This window comes from Pseudomonas putida W15Oct28, assembly GCF_000708715.2.
In the GTDB taxonomy this organism is placed as follows: Bacteria; Pseudomonadota; Gammaproteobacteria; order Pseudomonadales; family Pseudomonadaceae; genus Aquipseudomonas; species Aquipseudomonas putida_R.
In genome coordinates this window covers 81542-100289 of the sequence record NZ_JENB01000023.1, presented here as the reverse complement: position 1 = coordinate 100289, position 18748 = coordinate 81542, and the positions used below count along the sequence as shown (strand labels likewise).

General features: G+C 63.3%; 16 protein-coding genes. 11 read left to right on the top strand and 5 right to left on the bottom strand.

Annotated features, from left to right (window positions below):
• Positions 1-156 precede the first annotated feature (156 nt).
• The gene (locus AK81_RS17375) at positions 157-783 is read right to left on the bottom strand and encodes a C40 family peptidase (RefSeq protein ID WP_043200707.1); all 627 of its coding nucleotides are present in this window, start codon (positions 781-783) and stop codon (positions 157-159) included.
• Positions 784-949: 166 nt separating this feature from the next.
• Here AK81_RS17375 and AK81_RS17370 point away from each other — a divergent pair, with 166 nt between their 5' ends.
• Positions 950-1369, top strand: coding sequence for an NINE protein (locus AK81_RS17370; RefSeq protein WP_043200706.1), 420 nt, complete (start codon positions 950-952; stop codon positions 1367-1369).
• A 143-nt stretch (positions 1370-1512) separates the two neighbouring features.
• Here the strand turns inward: AK81_RS17370 and AK81_RS17365 are convergent, their stop codons facing one another.
• The 3 genes from AK81_RS17365 to AK81_RS17355 all read right to left on the bottom strand — a co-directional run bounded on the left by AK81_RS17365 (position 1513) and on the right by AK81_RS17355 (position 6289).
• Positions 1513-2211: an SPOR domain-containing protein gene (locus tag AK81_RS17365; RefSeq protein WP_043200705.1), complete on the bottom strand. Its 699-nt coding sequence runs from the start codon at positions 2209-2211 to the stop codon at positions 1513-1515.
• A 1-nt stretch (position 2212) separates the two neighbouring features.
• Positions 2213-3949, bottom strand: a complete 1737-nt coding sequence (gene argS, locus AK81_RS17360) for an arginine--tRNA ligase (RefSeq protein ID WP_043200704.1) — start codon at positions 3947-3949, stop codon at positions 2213-2215.
• 120 nt (positions 3950-4069) lie between these two features.
• A complete protein-coding gene (locus tag AK81_RS17355) occupies positions 4070-6289 on the bottom strand; it encodes a primosomal protein N' (RefSeq protein WP_043200702.1) in 2220 nt (739 codons plus the stop codon).
• Between the two features lie 167 nt (positions 6290-6456).
• On the opposite strand from AK81_RS17355, the gene rpmE reads away from it, so the two are divergent.
• The 3 genes from rpmE (at position 6457) to AK81_RS17340 (ending at position 8943) form a co-directional block, all read left to right on the top strand.
• Positions 6457-6672, top strand: a complete 216-nt coding sequence (gene rpmE / locus AK81_RS17350; protein ID WP_043200701.1) for a 50S ribosomal protein L31 — start codon at positions 6457-6459, stop codon at positions 6670-6672.
• Between the two features lie 2 nt (positions 6673-6674).
• On the top strand, positions 6675-7496 hold the full coding sequence (locus tag AK81_RS17345) for a thermonuclease family protein (protein WP_043200700.1): 822 nt from the start codon (positions 6675-6677) through the stop codon (positions 7494-7496).
• 178 nt (positions 7497-7674) lie between these two features.
• Positions 7675-8943, top strand: coding sequence for a malic enzyme-like NAD(P)-binding protein (locus tag AK81_RS17340; protein WP_043200698.1), 1269 nt, complete (start codon positions 7675-7677; stop codon positions 8941-8943).
• 154 nt (positions 8944-9097) lie between these two features.
• On the opposite strand, the gene AK81_RS17335 is transcribed toward AK81_RS17340, so the two are convergent.
• On the bottom strand, positions 9098-11548 hold the full coding sequence (locus AK81_RS17335; protein WP_430298342.1) for a penicillin-binding protein 1A: 2451 nt from the start codon (positions 11546-11548) through the stop codon (positions 9098-9100).
• 193 nt (positions 11549-11741) lie between these two features.
• Here AK81_RS17335 and pilM point away from each other — a divergent pair, with 193 nt between their 5' ends.
• The 7 genes from pilM to AK81_RS17300 all read left to right on the top strand — a co-directional run bounded on the left by pilM (position 11742) and on the right by AK81_RS17300 (position 18699).
• Entirely contained in the window at positions 11742-12623 is an 882-nt protein-coding gene (pilM, locus tag AK81_RS17330; protein WP_043200693.1) for a type IV pilus biogenesis protein PilM, read from the top strand.
• Entirely contained in the window at positions 12620-13156 is a 537-nt protein-coding gene (locus AK81_RS17325) for a PilN domain-containing protein (RefSeq protein ID WP_043200691.1), read from the top strand. Before pilM ends, AK81_RS17325 begins: the two co-directional genes overlap by 4 nt.
• Before the next feature lie 11 nt (positions 13157-13167).
• Complete coding sequence (locus AK81_RS17320; protein WP_043200721.1) at positions 13168-14169, top strand: pilus assembly protein PilP; 1002 nt, start codon at positions 13168-13170, stop codon at positions 14167-14169.
• Complete coding sequence (locus AK81_RS17315; protein ID WP_081042091.1) at positions 14093-15361, top strand: type IV pilus secretin PilQ; 1269 nt, start codon at positions 14093-14095, stop codon at positions 15359-15361. Before AK81_RS17320 ends, AK81_RS17315 begins: the two co-directional genes overlap by 77 nt.
• 4 nt (positions 15362-15365) lie before the next feature.
• The gene (gene aroK / locus AK81_RS17310) at positions 15366-15884 is read left to right on the top strand and encodes a shikimate kinase AroK (RefSeq protein WP_043200686.1); all 519 of its coding nucleotides are present in this window, start codon (positions 15366-15368) and stop codon (positions 15882-15884) included.
• Between the two features lie 97 nt (positions 15885-15981).
• Complete coding sequence (aroB, locus tag AK81_RS17305; protein WP_043200683.1) at positions 15982-17079, top strand: 3-dehydroquinate synthase; 1098 nt, start codon at positions 15982-15984, stop codon at positions 17077-17079.
• Between the two features lie 15 nt (positions 17080-17094).
• Complete coding sequence (locus tag AK81_RS17300) at positions 17095-18699, top strand: SPOR domain-containing protein (protein ID WP_043200681.1); 1605 nt, start codon at positions 17095-17097, stop codon at positions 18697-18699.
• Positions 18700-18748: the final 49 nt, after the last annotated feature.

Below are 18748 nucleotides of genomic sequence, written 5' to 3'. Positions count from 1 at the left end.
GAAGATGATGTTTGGGATGTGTTCCTGTGTGACCATCTCCTGGGGAGGCTTGAACGGGGTGCAAACCGCGTCCAAGCCTCAAATGTGTAAACCATGTCCCCGGTTTACGATGTAAACAATGTCTCCGGTCGTACACCGCGAAGAGGCCGGGCCTGCTTAACGCTTGGCCAGGTTCAGCTGCTGCTGTTCCTTCGGCAGCACTCGCTTGGCCACGACGTAATGCTTCTGCCAGTAAGGCTTGCTGAGGTTGTCGATGCTCACCCGCTTGCCACGCCGCGGTGCGTGGATGAAGCGGTCGTTGCCCAGGTAGATGGCAACATGGTTCACCCGGCGGCTCTTGATGTTGAAGAAGATCAGGTCGCCAGGCTTCAGGTCACCCTTGGCCACCTTGACGCCGTGGCCCTGGGCCATGGCGTTGGAGGTGCGCGGCAGGTCGACGTCTGCCACATCGTTGAAGGCGTATTTTACCAGCCCGCTGCAGTCGAAGCCTTTTTTCGGGCTGCTACCACCCCAAACGTAAGGAGTACCGAGTACGTTCACCGCACGGCTGAGCACATCACTGCTCTGCTTCGGCGACATGGCAGCGACTGGCAAGCCGCGGTTGCTGGCGGCATTGCTGGGGCGCGCGCGCAGGGTGGTCTGCTTGACCGGCGCGTGTTTCACCGAGGCATTGGTGGTATAGCCGGTGAAACCATTGGGAAGACGTTGCTCACGATTGGTGGCGTGGGCGGCCAGGGGCAATAATAGACAGAGGGTCAGCCATGTCTTGAATAAAGTCGGCATAGATGAAGCTCTTATGAATAGTTATGTGTTGGGCGCGCAACTTTATAACAGCTTTTTGATCAATCTTTGATCCGTTGGTCGATTGCCCAGCTGCCGTACGTCGGCCTGAAACGAGAAAGTCACATTTTTTTTTAGACAATTTTTGGATAACCCACGAGGGCTATGAATGAATACTTATCAACAGGGGGCGCCCTATCACGACACTCACAGCAAGGTCATCGGTTACCTGCTGTGGATTTTCGGCTTCACCGGGTCGCATCGCTTCTACTACGGCAAGCCCATCACCGGCACCATCTGGTTCTTCACCTTGGGCCTGTTGGGCATTGGCTGGTTGATCGACCTGTTCCTGATCCCGGCCATGGACCGTGAAGCAGACCTGCGGTTCCAGTCCGGTCGTATCGACTACAACATCGCCTGGATCCTGCTGACCTTCCTTGGGGTGTTTGGCCTGCATCGGCTGTATCAGGGCAAGTGGATCACCGCGATCATCTACTTCTTCACCGGCGGGTTGTTCCTGCTGGGGGTGCTGTATGACTTCTGGACGCTGAACAGCCAAGTGTCTGAACGCAATGCGGGGAGGGGGTAATGCAAAGCCCTTGTAGGAGCGGCCTTGTGTCGCGAAAGGGCCGCAAAGCGGCCCCAGGGTTTCAGCCATTGTGCTGAGGGTGTTGGGGCTGCTTTGCAGCCCTTTCGCGACGCAAGGCCGCTCCCACAGGTCCCCTTTTCGGGTTACTGACGGGTCTGGCGCTGTTGCAGCAACAGGTTGCTGAAGCCGGCCCCGGCCAGTTGCTTCTGCGCCCCGGTCAGCTGCTCACGGTTGCTGAACGGCCCGACCAGGACGCGGTACCAGGTTTCGTCCTTCACCGTACCCGACTCCACCTTCACCGACTGGCCCAGCAGGATGATCTGCGCGCGGACCTTGTCGGCATCGGCCTGCTTGCGGAACGAGCCGGCCTGCAGGAAGTACTGGGTGGTCGCTGCCGGCTTGATCACCGGTGGTGGCGGTGGCGGGGTCTGGCCCAGCAACGCCGCCTGGGCCCGCGCGGTGTCGATCTTCGCCGCTTCTGCCGGCGTCACCGGGGTCACCGGCTGGGCCGGTACCGGTGGCGTCTTCTCCGGAACCGCTTCTGGCGGCACGATCACCTCGGACTCCGGCAACAGGGTGTAGAAGTCGTACTTCGGCTTCACCGGCTGCAGTGGGGTGGCCTGGGCAGGCTTGCTGGCTTCGGCCACTTTTTCCGGCTTCTGCTGCTCGGGCTTGGTGCGCTTGATGTCATCGCCACCCGGTTCGAGCTTCATCAGGAACACGATGAACGCGCCTACGGTGAGGCCGACGGCCATCCATACCCAACCAGGGATCGGCTGTTTGGCCGGCGCCGTCTGGCGGCTGGCGCCGCGTTTTGGGGCGGGTTTTTTCTTGGCAGCCAACTTACATGCGCTCCAGGGTTTCCAGGCCGAGCAGTTCCAGACCTTGTTTGAGGGTGCGGCCGGTCAGGGCGGCCAGGCGCAAGCGGCTTTGCTGTTGTTCCGGGGTTTCGGCGGCGAGGATCGGGCAGTTCTCGTAGAAGCTGGAGAACAGGCCGGCCAGGTCGTACAGATAGCTGCACAGCACGTGCGGCGTGCCTTTTTCGGCGACGCTATTGAGGGTTTCGCCAAACTGCGCCAGGCGCGCAGCCAGGTCCTGCTCGTGGGCGGCCTGCAGCACGATCTTGCCGTCGACTTCGTCAAAGCCCTTGCCCAGCTTGCGGAACACGCCGGCTACGCGGGTGTAGGCGTACAGCAGGTACGGGGCGGTGTTGCCTTCGAAGTTGAGCATCAGCTCGAAGTTGAAGCTGTAGTCGCTGGTGCGGTGCTTGGACAGGTCGGCGTATTTCACCGCGCCAATGCCCACCACTTCGCCGATGTGGCGCAGATCTTCGTCGGCCAGGCTCGGGTTCTTTTCCTTGACCAGCGCGTAGGCGCGCTCCTTGGCCTCGGTGAGCAGGTCGATAAGCTTGACGGTGCCGCCATCACGGGTCTTGAACGGGCGGCCGTCGGCGCCGTTCATGGTGCCGAAGCCCATGTGCTCCATCTGCATCGGGTGGCCGACAAAGCCTGCACGGCGCGCCACTTCGAACACCTGGTTGAAGTGCAGGGCCTGGCGCTGGTCGACGAAGTACAGGGCGCGGTCAGCGTGGAGCACGTTGCTGCGGTAGCGCACGGCGGCCAGGTCGGTGGTGGCGTACAGGTAGCCGCCGTCGGCTTTCTGCACGATCACCGGCAGGGGTTCGCCTTCGCTGTTCTTGAATTCCTCGAGGAACACGCACTGGGCGCCTTGGTCCTCGACCAGCAGGCCCTTGGCCTTGAGGTCGGCCACCACGTTGGCCAGGTCGTCGTTGTAGGCGCTTTCGCCCATCACGTCGGCCATGGTCAGCTTGACGTTGAGCAACTCGTAGGTCTTCTGGCAGTGCGACAGCGAGATGTCCTTGAAGCGGGTCCACAGGGCCAGACACTCAGGGTCGCCAGCTTGCAGCTTGACCACCAGGCCACGGGCGCGCGTGGCAAACTCTTCCGATTCGTCGAAGCGCTTCTTCGCCGCCCGGTAGAAGTTTTCCAGGTCGGACAGCTCGTCGCTGGTGATCGGGTTTTCCTGCAGGTAAGCCATCAGCATGCCGAACTGGGTACCCCAGTCGCCGACGTGGTTCTGGCGAATGACGTTGTCACCCAGGAATTCCAGCACGCGTGCGACGCTGTCACCGATGATGGTCGAGCGCAGGTGGCCGACGTGCATCTCTTTGGCCAGGTTCGGCGCCGACATGTCGATGACGACCTTTTCGCTCGGGCCGGCCTTGCGCACGCCCAAGTGGTCATCGGCCAGGGCGGCGTCCAGGCGGTTGGCCAGGGCATCGGTGTTCTGGAAGAAGTTGAGGAAGCCGGGGCCGGCGATTTCGACCTTGCTGATGTCGGCGCTGGCCGGCAGGGCTTCGATCAGTTTTTCGGCCAGGTCGCGTGGCTTCATGCCTGCCTGCTTGGCCAGCATCATGGCGATATTGCTGGCGAAGTCGCCGTGGGTCTTGTCCCGGGCGTTTTCCACCTGGATCGCCGGCGACAGCCCTTCAGGCAGCACACCGTCGGTGACGAGTTGGGTGAGGGCTTGCTGGACCAGCTGGCGAATGGTGTCTTTCATGGGGATCTCTTTTCGACCGCAAGCGCGGTGAGCGCCTGGATGCGCAGGTGGAAAAACTGGGCATTATCCGTTGCCGGGAGCGGGTTGCCAACCTTTGGGGCTGCAAAGCAGCCCCGGACGTCAGTACAGGTCGACCGGGTCGACGTCCAGCGACCAGCGTACCTGGCGCCCGCTCGGCATCTGCTCCAACACTAGCAACCAGGCGCTGATCAGTCGATGCAAAGGCGCCCGGGTATTGGCCTGTATCAACAGTTGCGCGCGGAAGCGCCCGGCGCGGCGCTCCATGGGCGCTGGCACCGGGCCCAGCAGTTCGATGCCCGGCAGGCGCTGCTCGGCCACCAGACGCTCGGCAGCAGCGCAGGCTTCGTCGAGAAAACCTTCGGCCTGCCCCGGCTTGTGCGCTTCGGCACGCAGCAGGGCCAGGTGGGAGTAGGGCGGCAGCCCTGCGGCGCGGCGTTCGTCCAGAGCCTGTTCGGCAAAGGCGAAGTAGCCCTGCTCGGTCAACTGCACCAGCAGCGGGTGGTCGGCCAGGTGGGTCTGGATGATGACCTTGCCTGGCTCCTCGGCGCGCCCGGCACGCCCGGCCACCTGCACGATCAGCTGCGCCATGCGCTCACTGGCGCGAAAATCACCCGAGAACAGCCCGCCATCGGCGTCGAGGATGGCCACCAGGGTCACCCGGGGGAAGTGGTGGCCCTTGGCAAGCATCTGCGTACCGACCAGGATGCTCGGCTGGCCGCGCTGAATGGTGGTGAACAGGTTGTGCATGGCGTCCTTGCGCGCCGTGCTGTCGCGGTCCACCCGCAGGATCGGGTAGTCCGGGAACAGCACCTTCAAGCGTTCTTCGGCACGTTCTGTGCCCGCGCCGACCGGGCGCAGGTCCACGTGGTTGCACTGCGGGCACTGGTGCGGCAGGCGTTCGTCATAGCCGCAGTGGTGGCAGCGCAGCACGCCAGAACGCTGGTGCACGGTCATGCGTGCATCACAGCGCGGGCACTCGGACAGCCAGCCACAATCGTGGCACAGTAAAGTCGGGGCGAAGCCGCGGCGGTTGAGGAACACCAGCACTTGCTGGCCTGCCTCCAGGGTCTGGCGGATGGCTTGTTGCAACGGGCCGCTGATACCACTGTCCAGTGGCAAGCTTTTCACATCCAGGCGCAGCATGCGCGGCGGGCGTGCGCCACCGGCGCGCTGGTTCATGCGCAGCAGGCGGTAGCGACCGGTAAGGGCGTTGTGCAGGGTTTCCAGCGACGGCGTGGCAGAGCCGAGCAGGATCGGGATGTTCTCTTGGTGGGCGCGTACCAGTGCCAGGTCGCGGGCGTGATAGCGCAGCCCTTCCTGCTGTTTATAAGAGCCGTCGTGCTCCTCGTCGATGATGATCAGGCCGGGGTTTTTCATCGGCGTGAACAATGCCGAGCGGGTGCCGATGATGATGTCGGCCTCGCCGTCCCGGGCGGCCAGCCAGGCGTCCAGGCGCTCGCGGTCGTTTACCGCCGAATGCAACAGGGCGATGCGGGCGTTGAAGCGTTGCTCGAAGCGCGCCAGGGTCTGTGGGCCGAGGTTGATCTCCGGAATCAGCACCAGCGCCTGCTTCCCGGCTTCCAGGGTTTCCCGAATCAACTGCAGGTAGACCTCGGTCTTGCCGCTGCCGGTGACGCCGGCCAGCAGGAACGCGCCAAAGCCCCCAAAGCCTTCGCGCACGGCGTCAAAGGCATCGCGCTGCTCTTCGTTGAGCGGCAATTCCGGCTGCGCCAGCCAGTGTTCGTGGCGTAGCGCCGGCAAGTGCCGGCGGACTTCGATCTGTGCCAGCTCCTTGGCCAGCAACAGATCGAGGCTGTCCTTGTTCAGGTTGAGCTTGGCCAGCAGGCTGTGGGCCACGCCGTGCGGGTGCTGGGCCAGGGTCTTGAGGGCGTCGCGCTGGCGCGGCGCGCGGGCGATGCGCGGGTCTTCCAGGCGGGCGCCGGGGGCAATGTGCCAGAAGCGCTCCTGGCGCATCTCGGCAGGTTCACCCTGGCGCAATAACGTCGGCAGGGCCCAGCTCAGGGTATCGCCCAGGCTGTGCTGGTAGTACTGGGCGGTCCACAGGCACAGCTTGAACAGCGAGGGCGGGATTGGCGATACCGGATCGAGCAGGGCGCTGGCCGGCTTGAGCTTGTCGGCGGGCACCTCGCTCTGTGTGCACACCTCCACCAGCACGCCGATCATTTCGCGGCGGCCGAATGGCACGCGAATGCGCATGCCGGGGGTCAAGGCCTGGCGCGCCATGCTCGCGGGTGCCTTGTAGTCGAACAGGCGACGCAGCGGGGAGGGCAGGGCAAGGCGCAGGATGACGTCGGGCACGCGGAAGGTCTCGGAGGGCGTATCAAAGACTGGCGAGCCTAGCAGACGACGGTCGGTGCAAGCGACAACTTGCACTAGCGCAGCGCTCTGGTATTATTTGCCGCCTAATTACGTGCGGTATTCAACAATTGGTGTTGGATGGCGGCACGCAGCTCGAGGAAGCGACCATGAAAGAAGGTATCCACCCGAACTATGAAGCAGTTGCAGTCACCTGCAGCTGCGGCAACAAGTTCGAAAGCCGTTCGACCCTGGGCAAAACCCTGTCGATCGACGTTTGCAACCTGTGCCACCCGTTCTACACCGGTAAGCAGAAAGTCCTGGACACCGGTGGTCGCGTACAGAAGTTCGCCGATCGCTTCGGCATGTTCGGTGCCAAGAAATAATCATGCGCATGGCGAACCCCTCGGGTTTCGCATTGCTGCAAAAAAAAGCGCCCCTTGTGGGCGCTTTTTTTATGGGCGTCATCTGGCATTTCCCGGCCCTGGCGTTCTGCCCACTGCCGGAGCAGCCACAGCAAGTGCAGGTACGCCAAGTGGTGGATGGCGATACCTTGCGCCTGGTCGATGGCCGCAGCGTGCGCCTGATCGGCATCAATGCCCCGGAAATCGGCCGCAAAGGGCGCACCAGCGAGCCCTATGCCGAGGCCGCCAAGCGACGCCTTCAAGCCTTGGTCAACGCCAGTGAAGGGCGAGTCGGGCTGGTACCGGGCGTTGAGGCTAAAGACAAATATGGCCGAACACTGGCGCATATCTATGGCCTTGGTGGCGACAATCTGGAAGCACGGTTGCTCAGCGAGGGTTTGGGTTACCGCGTGGCAGTTGCCCCCAATGTAAGCCTCAGCGGCTGCCAGCAGCTTGCCGAGCAAGCGGCGCGCAAGGCCGGCAATGGTTTATGGCGGCGCTCGCCGGTGGTGCCTGCAGGTGATGTCAGGCAGTCGGGTTTCGCTGTGATCGGGGGCCGCATCAAGGGTATCGAGCGCAACCGTGGCGGGGTCTGGCTGACCCTGGATGACGCTGTGGTGCTGCAGGTTCCCGCTCGTCTGCAACGCAACTTCCCCGGCAGCTTCTTCGATAACCTCAAGGGACGCCAGGTCGAAGCGCGTGGCTGGGTGCTGGATCGTTCCCGCAAGGGCGGCCTGAAGCCTGGGCAGCGACGCTGGGTGCTGCCATTGACTGATCCGAGCATGTTGGAGCGTTTTTCAGGCTAAAAGATGTAGACATTTCGCTATTAGATTGTACACACTGTTAGCCGTATGCCCCCGTGGGTTATAGCGTAAAGTCGTAGGCTAAAGGCCTTGACACAAGTGACCGACCAGTCTTGTGACTCCCCGGCTCTTTGCGTATCCTCGGCGGTCCGTCAGAACAGTAAATAGCGGAATGCCCACCATGTCAGACCTGAAAACCGCCGCTCTCGAATACCACGCTCAACCTCGTCCGGGGAAACTGAGCGTCGAACTCTCCAAGCCCACTGCCACCGCCCGTGACCTCGCCCTGGCCTACAGCCCAGGTGTTGCTGAGCCCGTGCGTGAAATCGGCCGTGATCCAGAGCTGGCTTACAAATACACCGGCAAAGGCAACCTGGTTGCGGTGATTTCCGATGGCACCGCCATCCTCGGTCTGGGTGACCTCGGCCCACTGGCTTCCAAGCCGGTCATGGAAGGCAAGGGTGTTCTGTTCAAGCGTTTCGCTGGTATTGACGTGTTCGACATCGAAGTCGAATCGGAAAGCCCGCAAGCGTTCATCGATACCGTTCGCCGCATCTCGATCACCTTCGGTGGCATCAACCTCGAAGACATCAAGGCACCTGAGTGCTTTGAAATCGAGCGCACCCTGATCGAACAGTGCGACATTCCGGTGTTCCACGATGACCAGCACGGTACCGCTATCGTTACCGCGGCCGGCATGATCAACGCCCTGGAAATCGCTGGCAAGAAGCTCGAAGACGCCAAGATCGTCTGCCTGGGTGCCGGTGCTGCTGCCATCTCCTGCATGAAGCTGCTGGTGAGCATGGGTGGCAAGGTCGAAAACATCTACATGATCGACCGCAGCGGTGTAATCCACGCTGGCCGTGACGACCTGAACCAGTACAAGGCTCAGTTCGCCCACGCTACCGACAAGCGCACCCTGGCTGACGCACTCGACGGTGCCGACGTGTTCGTAGGCCTGTCCGGCCCGAACCTGCTGAGTGCAGAAGGCCTGAAGTCGATGGCTGCCAACCCGATCGTGTTCGCCTGCTCGAACCCGGACCCGGAAATTTCGCCTGAGCTGGCGCACGCCACTCGCAACGATGTGATCATGGCCACCGGTCGTTCCGACTACCCGAACCAGGTCAACAACGTTCTGGGCTTCCCGTTCATCTTCCGTGGTGCCCTGGACGTTCGTGCCAAGCGTATCAACGAAGAAATGAAGATCGCCGCCGCCATCGCCCTGAAGGACCTGGCCAAGCTGCCAGTGCCGAAAGAAGTGTGCGAAGCCTACGGTGTCGAAGGCCTGGAGTTCGGCCGTGAGTACATCATTCCGAAGCCGCTGGACGCACGCCTGATCACCGTCGTTTCCGACGCAGTGGCCAAGGCCGCCATCGAATCCGGCGTGGCTACCCTGCCGTATCCGAAGCACTACCCGCTGACCAGCGTGGATGACGTGTTCAACGGCTGATTGCCGCTGTAGCTGTCATGAAAAAGCCCCGGTTCGTATGAGCCGGGGCTTTTTGTTGGGGCTTTGGAATGTGTCAGGGCTGAAAGGTGTTCGTCAGGGCACTTGTGGCGCTCGATGTCAGCAGCCCCACATAACCCCAGTCAGGCACCCTGCTTCAGAACAGATCCATCGGCGCCGCTTCATCCGCTGGCAGCGGGCTGCCCGGTGCCGCGCCGTTGCCCAGTTCGTCCACCGACGGTGGCGAATCTTCGGCCTTGAACAGCTCGAAGTAGGCATTCGGCGTGCTCGGCGAGGCAGCGCGGCCGCTGATCGGGTCGACCCGCAGGCTGAGGATGCCTTCCGGTTCTGCCGGTGCGTGATTCGGTTTGTCCTTCAGCGCCGCGCCCATGAAACTCATCCAGATCGGCAGCGCCGCCGTACCGCCGTACTCACGGCGGCCGAGGGTTTCCGGTTGGTCGAAACCGACCCACACAGTGGTCACGTAATCGGCGTTGTAGCCGGAGAACCAGGCGTCCTTGGACTCGTTGGTAGTACCCGTTTTACCCGCCAGGTCGGTGCGGCCCAGGGCCAGCGCCCGGCGGCCGGTACCGCGCTTGATCACGTCCTGCAGCATGCTGGTGAGAATGTAGGAGGTGCGCCCGTCGATGATCTGTTCGGCTACTGCAGGTGCCTGCAGTGCAGGTGCCGGCTGGCCGAAGGCGGACGGTGCTTCGCCCGGCATGGCCGCGGTGCTGATCGGCTGTTCCGGCGCCGCCAGGCCCGCCTGGTCCTCGGCACCTTGCGGTACGCGGGGCGGGTTGGCGGTGAACAGGGTTTCGCCGTTGCGGCTTTCGATGCGGTCGATCAGGTACGGGGTGACCTTGTAGCCGCCGTTGGCAAAGGCGCTCCAGCCGGTGGCGATTTCCATCGGGGTCAAGGTGGCGGTGCCGAGGGCCAGCGACAGGTTGCGCGGCAGGTCCTGCTTGTTGAAGCCGAACTTGGCGATGTAGTCGATGGTGCGGTCTACACCCATGGCCTGCAGCAAGCGGATCGATACCAGATTGCGCGACTTGTACAGCGCTTCGCGCATGCGGATCGGGCCGAGGAAGGTGTTGGTGTCGTTCTTCGGGCGCCACACTTTGTCCACGGATTCGTCGACGAACACGATCGGCGCATCGTTGACCAGGGTGGATGCGGTGTAGCCGCTGTCCAGTGCGGCGCTATAGATGAACGGCTTGAAGCTCGAACCCGGCTGGCGCTTGGCCTGCATGGCGCGGTTGTAGTTGCTCTGCTCGAACGAGAAGCCGCCAACCAGCGCGCGAATGGCGCCGTTGTAAGGGTCGAGGGTGACCAGGGCGCTTTGCGCACCTGGCACCTGGCTGAACTTGAACTTGCCATCTTCCAGGCGCTGCAGGCGCACCAGGTCACCGACCTGTGCCACGTCGGCCGGCGACTGCGGTGAGCGGCCCTGGGCGTTACTGTTGATGAACGGGCGCGCCCATTTCATGGTGTCCCAGGCAACCTCGGCTTGCTGGCCGTCTCGGGTCAGTACCTGGAGGCCGGTTTTATCGACATGGGTGACGATGGCCGGCTCGAGGCCGCCAAGGATGCGCTGCTTGCCCAGCTCCTGCAGCCAGGCTGCCTGGGTGCGGCCCGGGAAGCGTGCTTCGGGGCCGCGGTAGCCGTGGCGTTCGTCGTAATCGGACAGGCCTTTGAGGATGGCCTTGTTGGCCATTTCCTGCATGTCGCTGGGCACCGTGGTGGTGACGCGGAAGCCTTCGGTATAGGCGTCGCTGCCGTAGCGGCCGACCATTTCTGCGCGGGCCATCTCGGCAATGTAAGGCGCATTCACCTCAGGCGTCGGCACGTGGTAGCTGGCATTGAGCGGCTCGGCCAGGGCGGTCTGGTAGCTGGCCTGGTCGATCTTGCCCAGCTTGTACATGCGCCCGAGGATCCAGTCGCGGCGCTCCTTGGCGCGCGCCGGGTTGGCCAGCGGGTTGAAGCGTGACGGTGCCTTGGGCAGGCCGGCGATCATCGCCATCTGCGCCAGGCTCACGTCGCGGATCGATTTGCCGTAGTACACCTGCGCGGCGGCATCGATGCCGTAGGCGCGGTTGCCCAGGTAGATCTTGTTCACGTACAGCTCAAGGATTTCGTCCTTGGTCAGCTCACGCTCGATCTGCAGGGCCAGCAGGATCTCGTTGGTCTTGCGCGAGAAGCTGCGCTCGCTGGTGAGGAAGAAGTTCTTCGCCACCTGCATGGTGATGGTGCTGCCGCCGGTCTGGATGTGCCCGGTTTTCACCAGCTGGGTCGCTGCGCGCATCAGGCTGCTGGGGTCGACACCATAGTGATTGAGGAAATTGTCGTCCTCTGCTGACAGAAGCGCCTGAATGAACTGTGGCGGAATTTCCGCGAAACGGATCGGCGAGCGGCGCATTTCGCCGAATTCGGCAATCAGTTTGCCGTCGCTGCTGTACACCCTGAGGGGGATCTGCAACTGGATGCTTCTGAGGGACTCGACCGAGGGCAGGCTGGGGCTAAGATACAGAAACGCACCGCTCACACCGAGTACGAGCGCGCAAATGACTGCGACGGAAGACCACCAGAAGAACTTCAGCAGACGTATCAAGGCTTTTCGGTGTCCAGGTTGAGAGTGGGTTGCACGCAGGCCCGGCGGACCAGAAAGCGCTGGGCATTATAAGCATTTTTTCGCCTCTCCGGGTTACCGGCCAGGCTGCCCGTCGCCTCGATGGGCAGGCCGGGCCTAGTGTTGACGCGGGGTTGCGACCGACCGCTGCAGCAGGCAGCAAGGAAGCCGCATGTTAGGACGCTTCGGCAAGGATGCCAGTTCACTCGTGGGGGTGGAAATTGCCCCTGACGCTGTTCGTGTTGTGCAACTTCAACGGCGCAATCGGCGCTGCCGGGTGCTTGCATGGGCGCAAGAGCCGTTCGAATTACCCCTAGGCAAGGATTGGGTCGCGGAGCCCGCTGCCGTGGTGGCAGCCCTGCGCGGTGCCTACCTGCGCAGCGGCCTCCGGCAGCGTCGGGTAGCGTTGGCGTTGCCGGCCAACCAGGTGATTTGCAAGCGGTGTCATTTGCCGGTGGAGCAGGCCGGGGCAGAACTTGAGACGCAATTGCTGGCTGATGCCGAGCGGCTGTTTCCTTTTCCGTTGGAGGACCTGGCCCTGGATTTTCAAGTCTTGGGGGCGTCCCCCACGCAACCGGGGTGCGCCGAGGTGATGGTGGCCGCGTGTCGGCAAAGTGCGTTGGCGTCGCTTGATGCCATTGTCGAGGAGGCCGGGTTGCAACTGGAGGCCATCGAGGTCGACAACATTGCCTTGTGCCGCATGTTGCCTCAGGGCTGCCTCGAAGGTTCGGCATTGCTGCGGATCGAAGCGCACAGCGCAGTGCTTTATGACTGGCAGCCTGGTCGACCTTACCAGCGTCGTGAACTGCAAGCGCAGGGGCTGAACAACATGGGGCAGTTTTCGGAGCAACTGCACGCGCTGCTTGCCGATGAGCATTTGCCTAAGGGCCTGTGGATTACCAGCAGTTCATTGGTGGACCCGGACTGGTTGCAAAACCTTGGCCGCCAGCTGACTACGCCGTGCAGGCATTTACCTGGCCTGAAGGGCCTGGAACACATTGATGGCACGATGCTCCTGGCGTGCGCCCTGGCACTTGGAGGGTTGCGCCCATGATGCGGCTTAACCTGTTGCCCTGGCGTGAACGGCAGCGCGAGGCGGCGCTTCGGCGCTTTCGCAACCTGCTGGTTGCCGGCGCACTTCTGGCACTGTGCGCCGTGACGCTGGTTGACCAGTTGGCCCGGCAACGCGGGCAGCAGCAGGCGCTGGCCAATGCCCAGCACCAGGCCGCCCTTGAGGTGCTGGACCAGCAACTGCAACCGCTGGCTGATGTGCGTGCACAGCATGACGCACTCATCGCCCGTTCGGCAGCGCTGGAGGGTTTGCATGCCCAGCAGGGTGTTCTGGGCGATGTGTTCGCTGACCTCGAAGGGGCGCTGCCGGTTGGGGTCCAGCTACTCGACCTCAGCTTGGAAAACGGCCATCTGCAGGTGACCGGGCTGGCTACGTCCGGCGCCCTGGTTGCACAGTTCATGCGCGATCTGGATCGGTCAGGTGTTCTGCTCGATCTGGCGCTCAAGCGCGTCAGGAGCATGCCGGGTGGCGATGAATTTCTGCTGGTTGCGCGCGTTCCGGCGTTCTGGTCGTGAATGCAGCGCCGATCTTCGCCTGGCTGGCGCTAGTCGAGCGTTCCAGAAGTATCAGGCGTATCGCGCCAGTGCTGGTCGCTGTGCTGGTGTTCGGCCTGGGTTGCGCGCTTCGCCTGCCAGCAGGGCTACAACAGCAGGCGCAGGAGGCGGCCAGGCACGCCACATTGAACGGGCAGCAGGCAGCCAGTGCGGCGCAGCTGGTCGAGCTGGAGCGACTGCAGGCGTCTCTGGTTTTTGCCGAGCGGCGGTTGCTGGAGGCTCACTGGCACTTGGCCGCCGGGGAGGGCATGAGCGACCTGCTTGAACGCCTGGCGGCTTCGGGGCATGCGCACGGCTTGCTGGTCGAGCGGTTCGACGTACAAGAACCCGAGCAACAGGCAGGCTATCGGAAAGTACCGCTGGAAGTGCAGGTGGTGGGGCGTTACCTGGACTTGCGTCAGTGGCTGGGCGACTGGCTGGGCCAGGCGCGCCTGCTGCGCAGCGGTGACATGAACCTGGCCGCAATTGAGGGTCAGCCCGGGCTATTGCGTCTGCAACTGCGGGTTGATGCCTTCCAGGCCACCGCGCCCGTACCGGCACCTGACGTGCTTGCGCATATGCCGGCCAAGGCCGCAACGCCAGTGCCTGTGGTCGACCCCTTCGCGGCAGGGGCTGCACGAATGGCTGGCTCCGGGCTGGCCAGCGTGCCGCTGGCACAGCTGGAAATGGTCGGCAGCCTGTCGCGAGGGGTGGCGCACGAGGCGCTGCTGATGGCGGCTGGCAGGCTCTACCGCGTGCGGGCAGGTGAGCGCTTGGGGCGTAACCACGGTGTGGTGGCGCGGGTCGATCAAGGCCAGGTCGAAGTACGCGAACAGCTATTCATGGCGGGGGTGTGGCACGAGCGCACGGCGTTCATCACCCTTGCAAAGCGCGTGGGCAAGGAGGCCCCGAACCCGAATGAAGAACGTGATGAAATGGATATTGGCAGCCCTGCTGCCGATCCCGCTGGTGTCGGCGACGCCTTACCAGGGTGAACCCCTGTCGTTGAATTTCCAGGATGTGGAGGTGCGCTCGGTGCTGCAGGTGCTGGCCGACTATGCGGGCGTCAACCTGGTTGCCAGCGATGACGTGCAGGGCAACGTGACCTTGCGTTTGCAAGACGTGCCTTGGGACCAGGCCCTTGACCTGGTGCTGCGCAGCAAGGGCCTGGCCCGGCAACAGGAGGGCAATGTGCTGCTGGTGGCGCCTGCACCAGCGTTTGCCTCGCAGCCGTTCGATGCCCATGTGGGCCTGTTGCCGGATGCGCAGCTGCAGCCGTTACGCCGTGAATTGATACCCATCCACCATGCCAGCGCCGCCGGGCTGGTTGAGCTGTTGCTGACCAGCCTGGCGGATGACAGCACGCTCGCTGTTCGTGGCAGCCTGGGTGTAGATGAGCGCACCAATACCCTGGTGGCGCACCAGCCCGCCGATCGCCTGGCCGAATTGCGGCAGCTGGTTGCGCAGCTGGATGTGCCGTTGCGCCAGGTAGCGATCGAGGCGCGTATCGTCGAGGCCAACGTCGACTACGAGAAAAGCCTGGGGGTGCGCTGGGGCGGGCCGCTGTACGGGGAAAACCTGCGGCCGGGCAAGGAGCTGTTCATCGACTTCGGCGTGGAGCGGGCGGGCAGCAGTGTCGGCCTGGGCTTGCTGCGCGGCGACGTGCTGCTCGACCTGGAGCTCAGTGCCATGGAAAAAAGCGGCAACGGCGAGATCATCTCGCAGCCCAAGGTGGTCACGGCCGACAAGGAAACGGCCAGGATTCTCAAGGGTACCGAGGTGCCCTACCAGGAAACCAGCCAGAGCGGCGCCACCTCGGTTGCCTTCCGCGAGGCCTCGCTTTCGCTGGAGGTGACCCCGCAGATTACACCGGACAACAAGGTGATCATGGCGGTCAGGGTGACCAAGGACGAGCCGGATTACGTCAATGCCTTGAACAACGTACCGCCAATCCGCAAGAACGAGGTCAATGCCAAGGTTCGCGTGGCGGACGGCGAAACGATCGTGATCGGTGGCGTGTACTCGACTTCGCAAAACAATGTGGTCGACAAGGTGCCATTTTTAGGCGATCTGCCGTATGTTGGGCGGCTGTTTCGACGCGATGCATTACAAGAGAAAAAATCCGAGCTGCTGGTCTTCCTGACTCCGCGTATCATGAGTGACCAGGCGATTGCTGTGAGTCGTTGATTCTGTGCGAAATTTGATACTTGTGGGGCCCATGGGCGCTGGTAAAAGCACCATCGGACGCCTATTGGCCAAAGAGCTGCGCCTGCTGTTCAAGGATTCCGACAAGGAAATCGAACTGCGATGCGGCGCCAACATCCCGTGGATTTTCGACAAGGAAGGCGAGCCGGGTTTCCGTGAGCGCGAGCAGGCGATGATCGCCGAACTGTGCCAACTCGACGGCGTGGTCCTGGCGACCGGCGGTGGCGCGGTGATGCGCGAAGCCAACCGCCAGGCATTGCGCCGGGGCGGCCGGGTCATCTACCTGCACGCTTCGGTGGAACAGCAGGTTGGCCGTACCGCGCGTGATCGCAATCGCCCGCTGCTGCGTACCGCCAACCCCGAGGCAACCCTGCGCGCCCTGCTGGAAGCCCGCGACCCGCTCTACCGCGAGATCGCCGACGTGGTGGTGGAAACCGACGAGCGGCCGCCGCGCATGGTGGTGATCGATATTCTCGAACGCTTGCAGCAGTTGCCGCCCCGTTAACCCGGGACTATTCTCGGCCACCAGCGCCGAGGCGAGGTTCAACGTTAGCGCGTGGGTTGCCCGAGCGGCGCCGCGCCCAAGTACATTGTGGGGATACATGCAGACACTTAAGGTCGACCTGGGCGAGCGCAGCTACCCGATCTACATTGGCGAAGGCCTGCTGGACCAGCCCGAGCTGCTGGCGCCGCACATTGCCGGCCGGCAGGTCGCCATCGTTTCCAACGAGACCGTCGCGCCCCTGTATCTCGAACGCCTGAGCAAGACCCTGGGTGCCTACTCGGTGCTGTCGGTGGTATTGCCCGATGGCGAAGCCCACAAGAACTGGGAAACCCTGCAGCTGATCTTCGATGGCCTGCTGAAAGCCCGCCATGATCGTCGCACAACCGTGGTTGCCCTGGGCGGCGGCGTGATCGGTGACATGGCCGGCTTCGCAGCCGCCTGCTACCAGCGCGGTGTGGACTTCATCCAGGTGCCGACCACCCTGCTTTCCCAGGTCGACTCCTCGGTAGGCGGCAAGACCGGTATCAACCACCCGCTGGGCAAGAACATGGTCGGTGCCTTCTATCAGCCCAATGCGGTGCTGATCGATACCACCAGCCTCAAGACCCTGCCGGCGCGCGAACTGTCTGCTGGCCTGGCCGAAGTGATCAAGTACGGCCTGATTTGCGACAAGCCGTTTCTCGGCTGGCTCGAAGACAACATGCAGGCCTTGCGCACCCTCGATTCGGCAGCCTTGACCGAGGCCATCCGCCGCTCCTGCGCGGCCAAGGCCGCAGTCGTGGGTGCCGACGAGCGCGAGTCCGGCGTACGGGCCACGCTGAACCTGGGGCATACCTTCGGGCATGCCATCGAAACCCACATGGGCTATGGCGTGTGGCTGCACGGCGAAGCCGTTGCAGCGGGCACGGTGATGGCCCTGGAAATGTCCATGCGCCTTGGCTGGATTGACCAGGCCGAGCGCGATCGCGGAATCAGCCTGTTGCAGGACGCAGGTTTGCCGGTGGTGCCACCACAGGAAATGACCCCGGCGCATTTCATGGAGCACATGGCGGTCGACAAGAAAGTGATCGACGGGCGCCTGCGTCTGGTGCTGTTGCGCCAGATGGGCGAGGCCGTCGTGACCGACGACTATCCGAAAGAGATTCTTCAGGCCACGCTGTCGGCGGATTACCGCGCGATCGTGGCCCAGCTTTGAGGTTGTGACAGCGCAATGACCAGTTTGCATGCCGATGAGGCCTTTCTCGACCATTACCAGTTGAGCCACGATCCGTTCGCGCCCCGTGTGCCCGGCTTCAAGTTTTTCCCGGCCCAGCGCAAGCCCGTGCTTGGCCAACTGCACCACCTGGCACGCTACAGCCAGCTGATGCTGGTGGTCAGCGGCCCGCTGGGCAGCGGCAAGTCGCTGCTGCGCCAGGCCCTGGTGGCCAGCACCAACAAGCAGGCTGTGCAGAGTGTGGTGGTGTCTGCCCGCAGTGCCAGCGATGCTTCCAGCATGCTTGCCCAGGTCGCTCAGGACCTGGGCGTGGCCCAGCCCGAAGTGCAGGCGATCCTGTCCAAGGTGGTGCAGCTGGCACTGACCGGGCAGGAAGTGTATTTGCTGGTGGACGATGCGGAACAACTCGACGAGTCGGCACTCCAAGCGTTGCTGGAGTTGGCGGCGGGGGTACCGGAAGGGCGCCCGCACGTGTTCCTGTTCGGTGAGCCTTCACTGATTGCCGGGCTGGACGAGCTCAATGTCGAGGAAGAACGCTTCCACATCATCGAGCTTGCCCCCTACAGTGAAGAAGAAACCCGCGAGTACCTGGAGCAGCGCCTGGAAGGGGCTGGCCGGGGCATCGAGGTGTTCAGCCGTGAACAGATCGTCGATATCCATGAACACTCCGACGGCTGGCCTGGCAACATCAACCAGGTCGCCCGTGACACTTTGATCGAAGCCATGATCGCCAGCCGCTCGACGGTCAAGCGACCATCCATGGGGTTCAAGATGCCTAAAAAACATGTGCTCGCGCTGTCCGCTGTGGTCGTGGTCGCTGTTGCGGCCGCGGTGCTGATGCCCAAGAAAGGCGACAAGCCACCCGCTGAGGCGCCGGCCGCCCAGGCCCAGTTGCCGCTTGGCGACGGCAAGCAGGGGGCCAATATCGAGTTCTCCGGCTCTTCCCAGCCGATGCCGCTGCCGCTGGTTGGCCAGTCGCAGCCGGTGATGCGCGAACCGCTGGCCCAGGCCGCGGGCATGGGTGAGGGTGAAGAAGGCAGCCCGGCGGGTGACACTGCCCTGCAGCCTGGCAACCCGCCGCCAACCGTGACCACCATCGCGCCGCCGCAAGGTGTGCCGGCTGGCCCGGCACCTGTGCCTGCACAGCCTGTGGCCACTGCGCCAGTACAGCCGGTTGCGCCTGCGCCAAAACCTGTCGCAACTCAGCCTGTGAAGCCGGTTGCACCTGCCAAGCCTGCTCCTGCGCCTACCCAGGTCGCCGTGGCCAAGCCGGCCGCCAAGCCTGCCGAGAAACCCGCCGCCAGTGGCAGCGGCAACAGCGGCTGGTACGCCGGGCAGAAACCGGGCAATTACGTGGTGCAGATCCTGGGCACCAGCTCCGAGGCTTCGGCCCAGGCGTTCGTCAAGAGCCAGGGTGGCGACTATCGCTACTTCAAGAAAAACCTGCAGGGCAAGCCACTGTACGTAGTCACCTACGGCAGCTTCGCCAACCGTGATGCAGCGGTTGCGGCAATCAAGAACTTGCCAGAGAAGGTCCAGGCTGGTAAACCTTGGCCACGTACCGTCGGCAGCGTCCAACAAGAGCTGGCCACGGCCCGCTGATACCTTCCGGGCGGCATCACCCCGCCGCCCAGTTGCTGAGCGATTACTG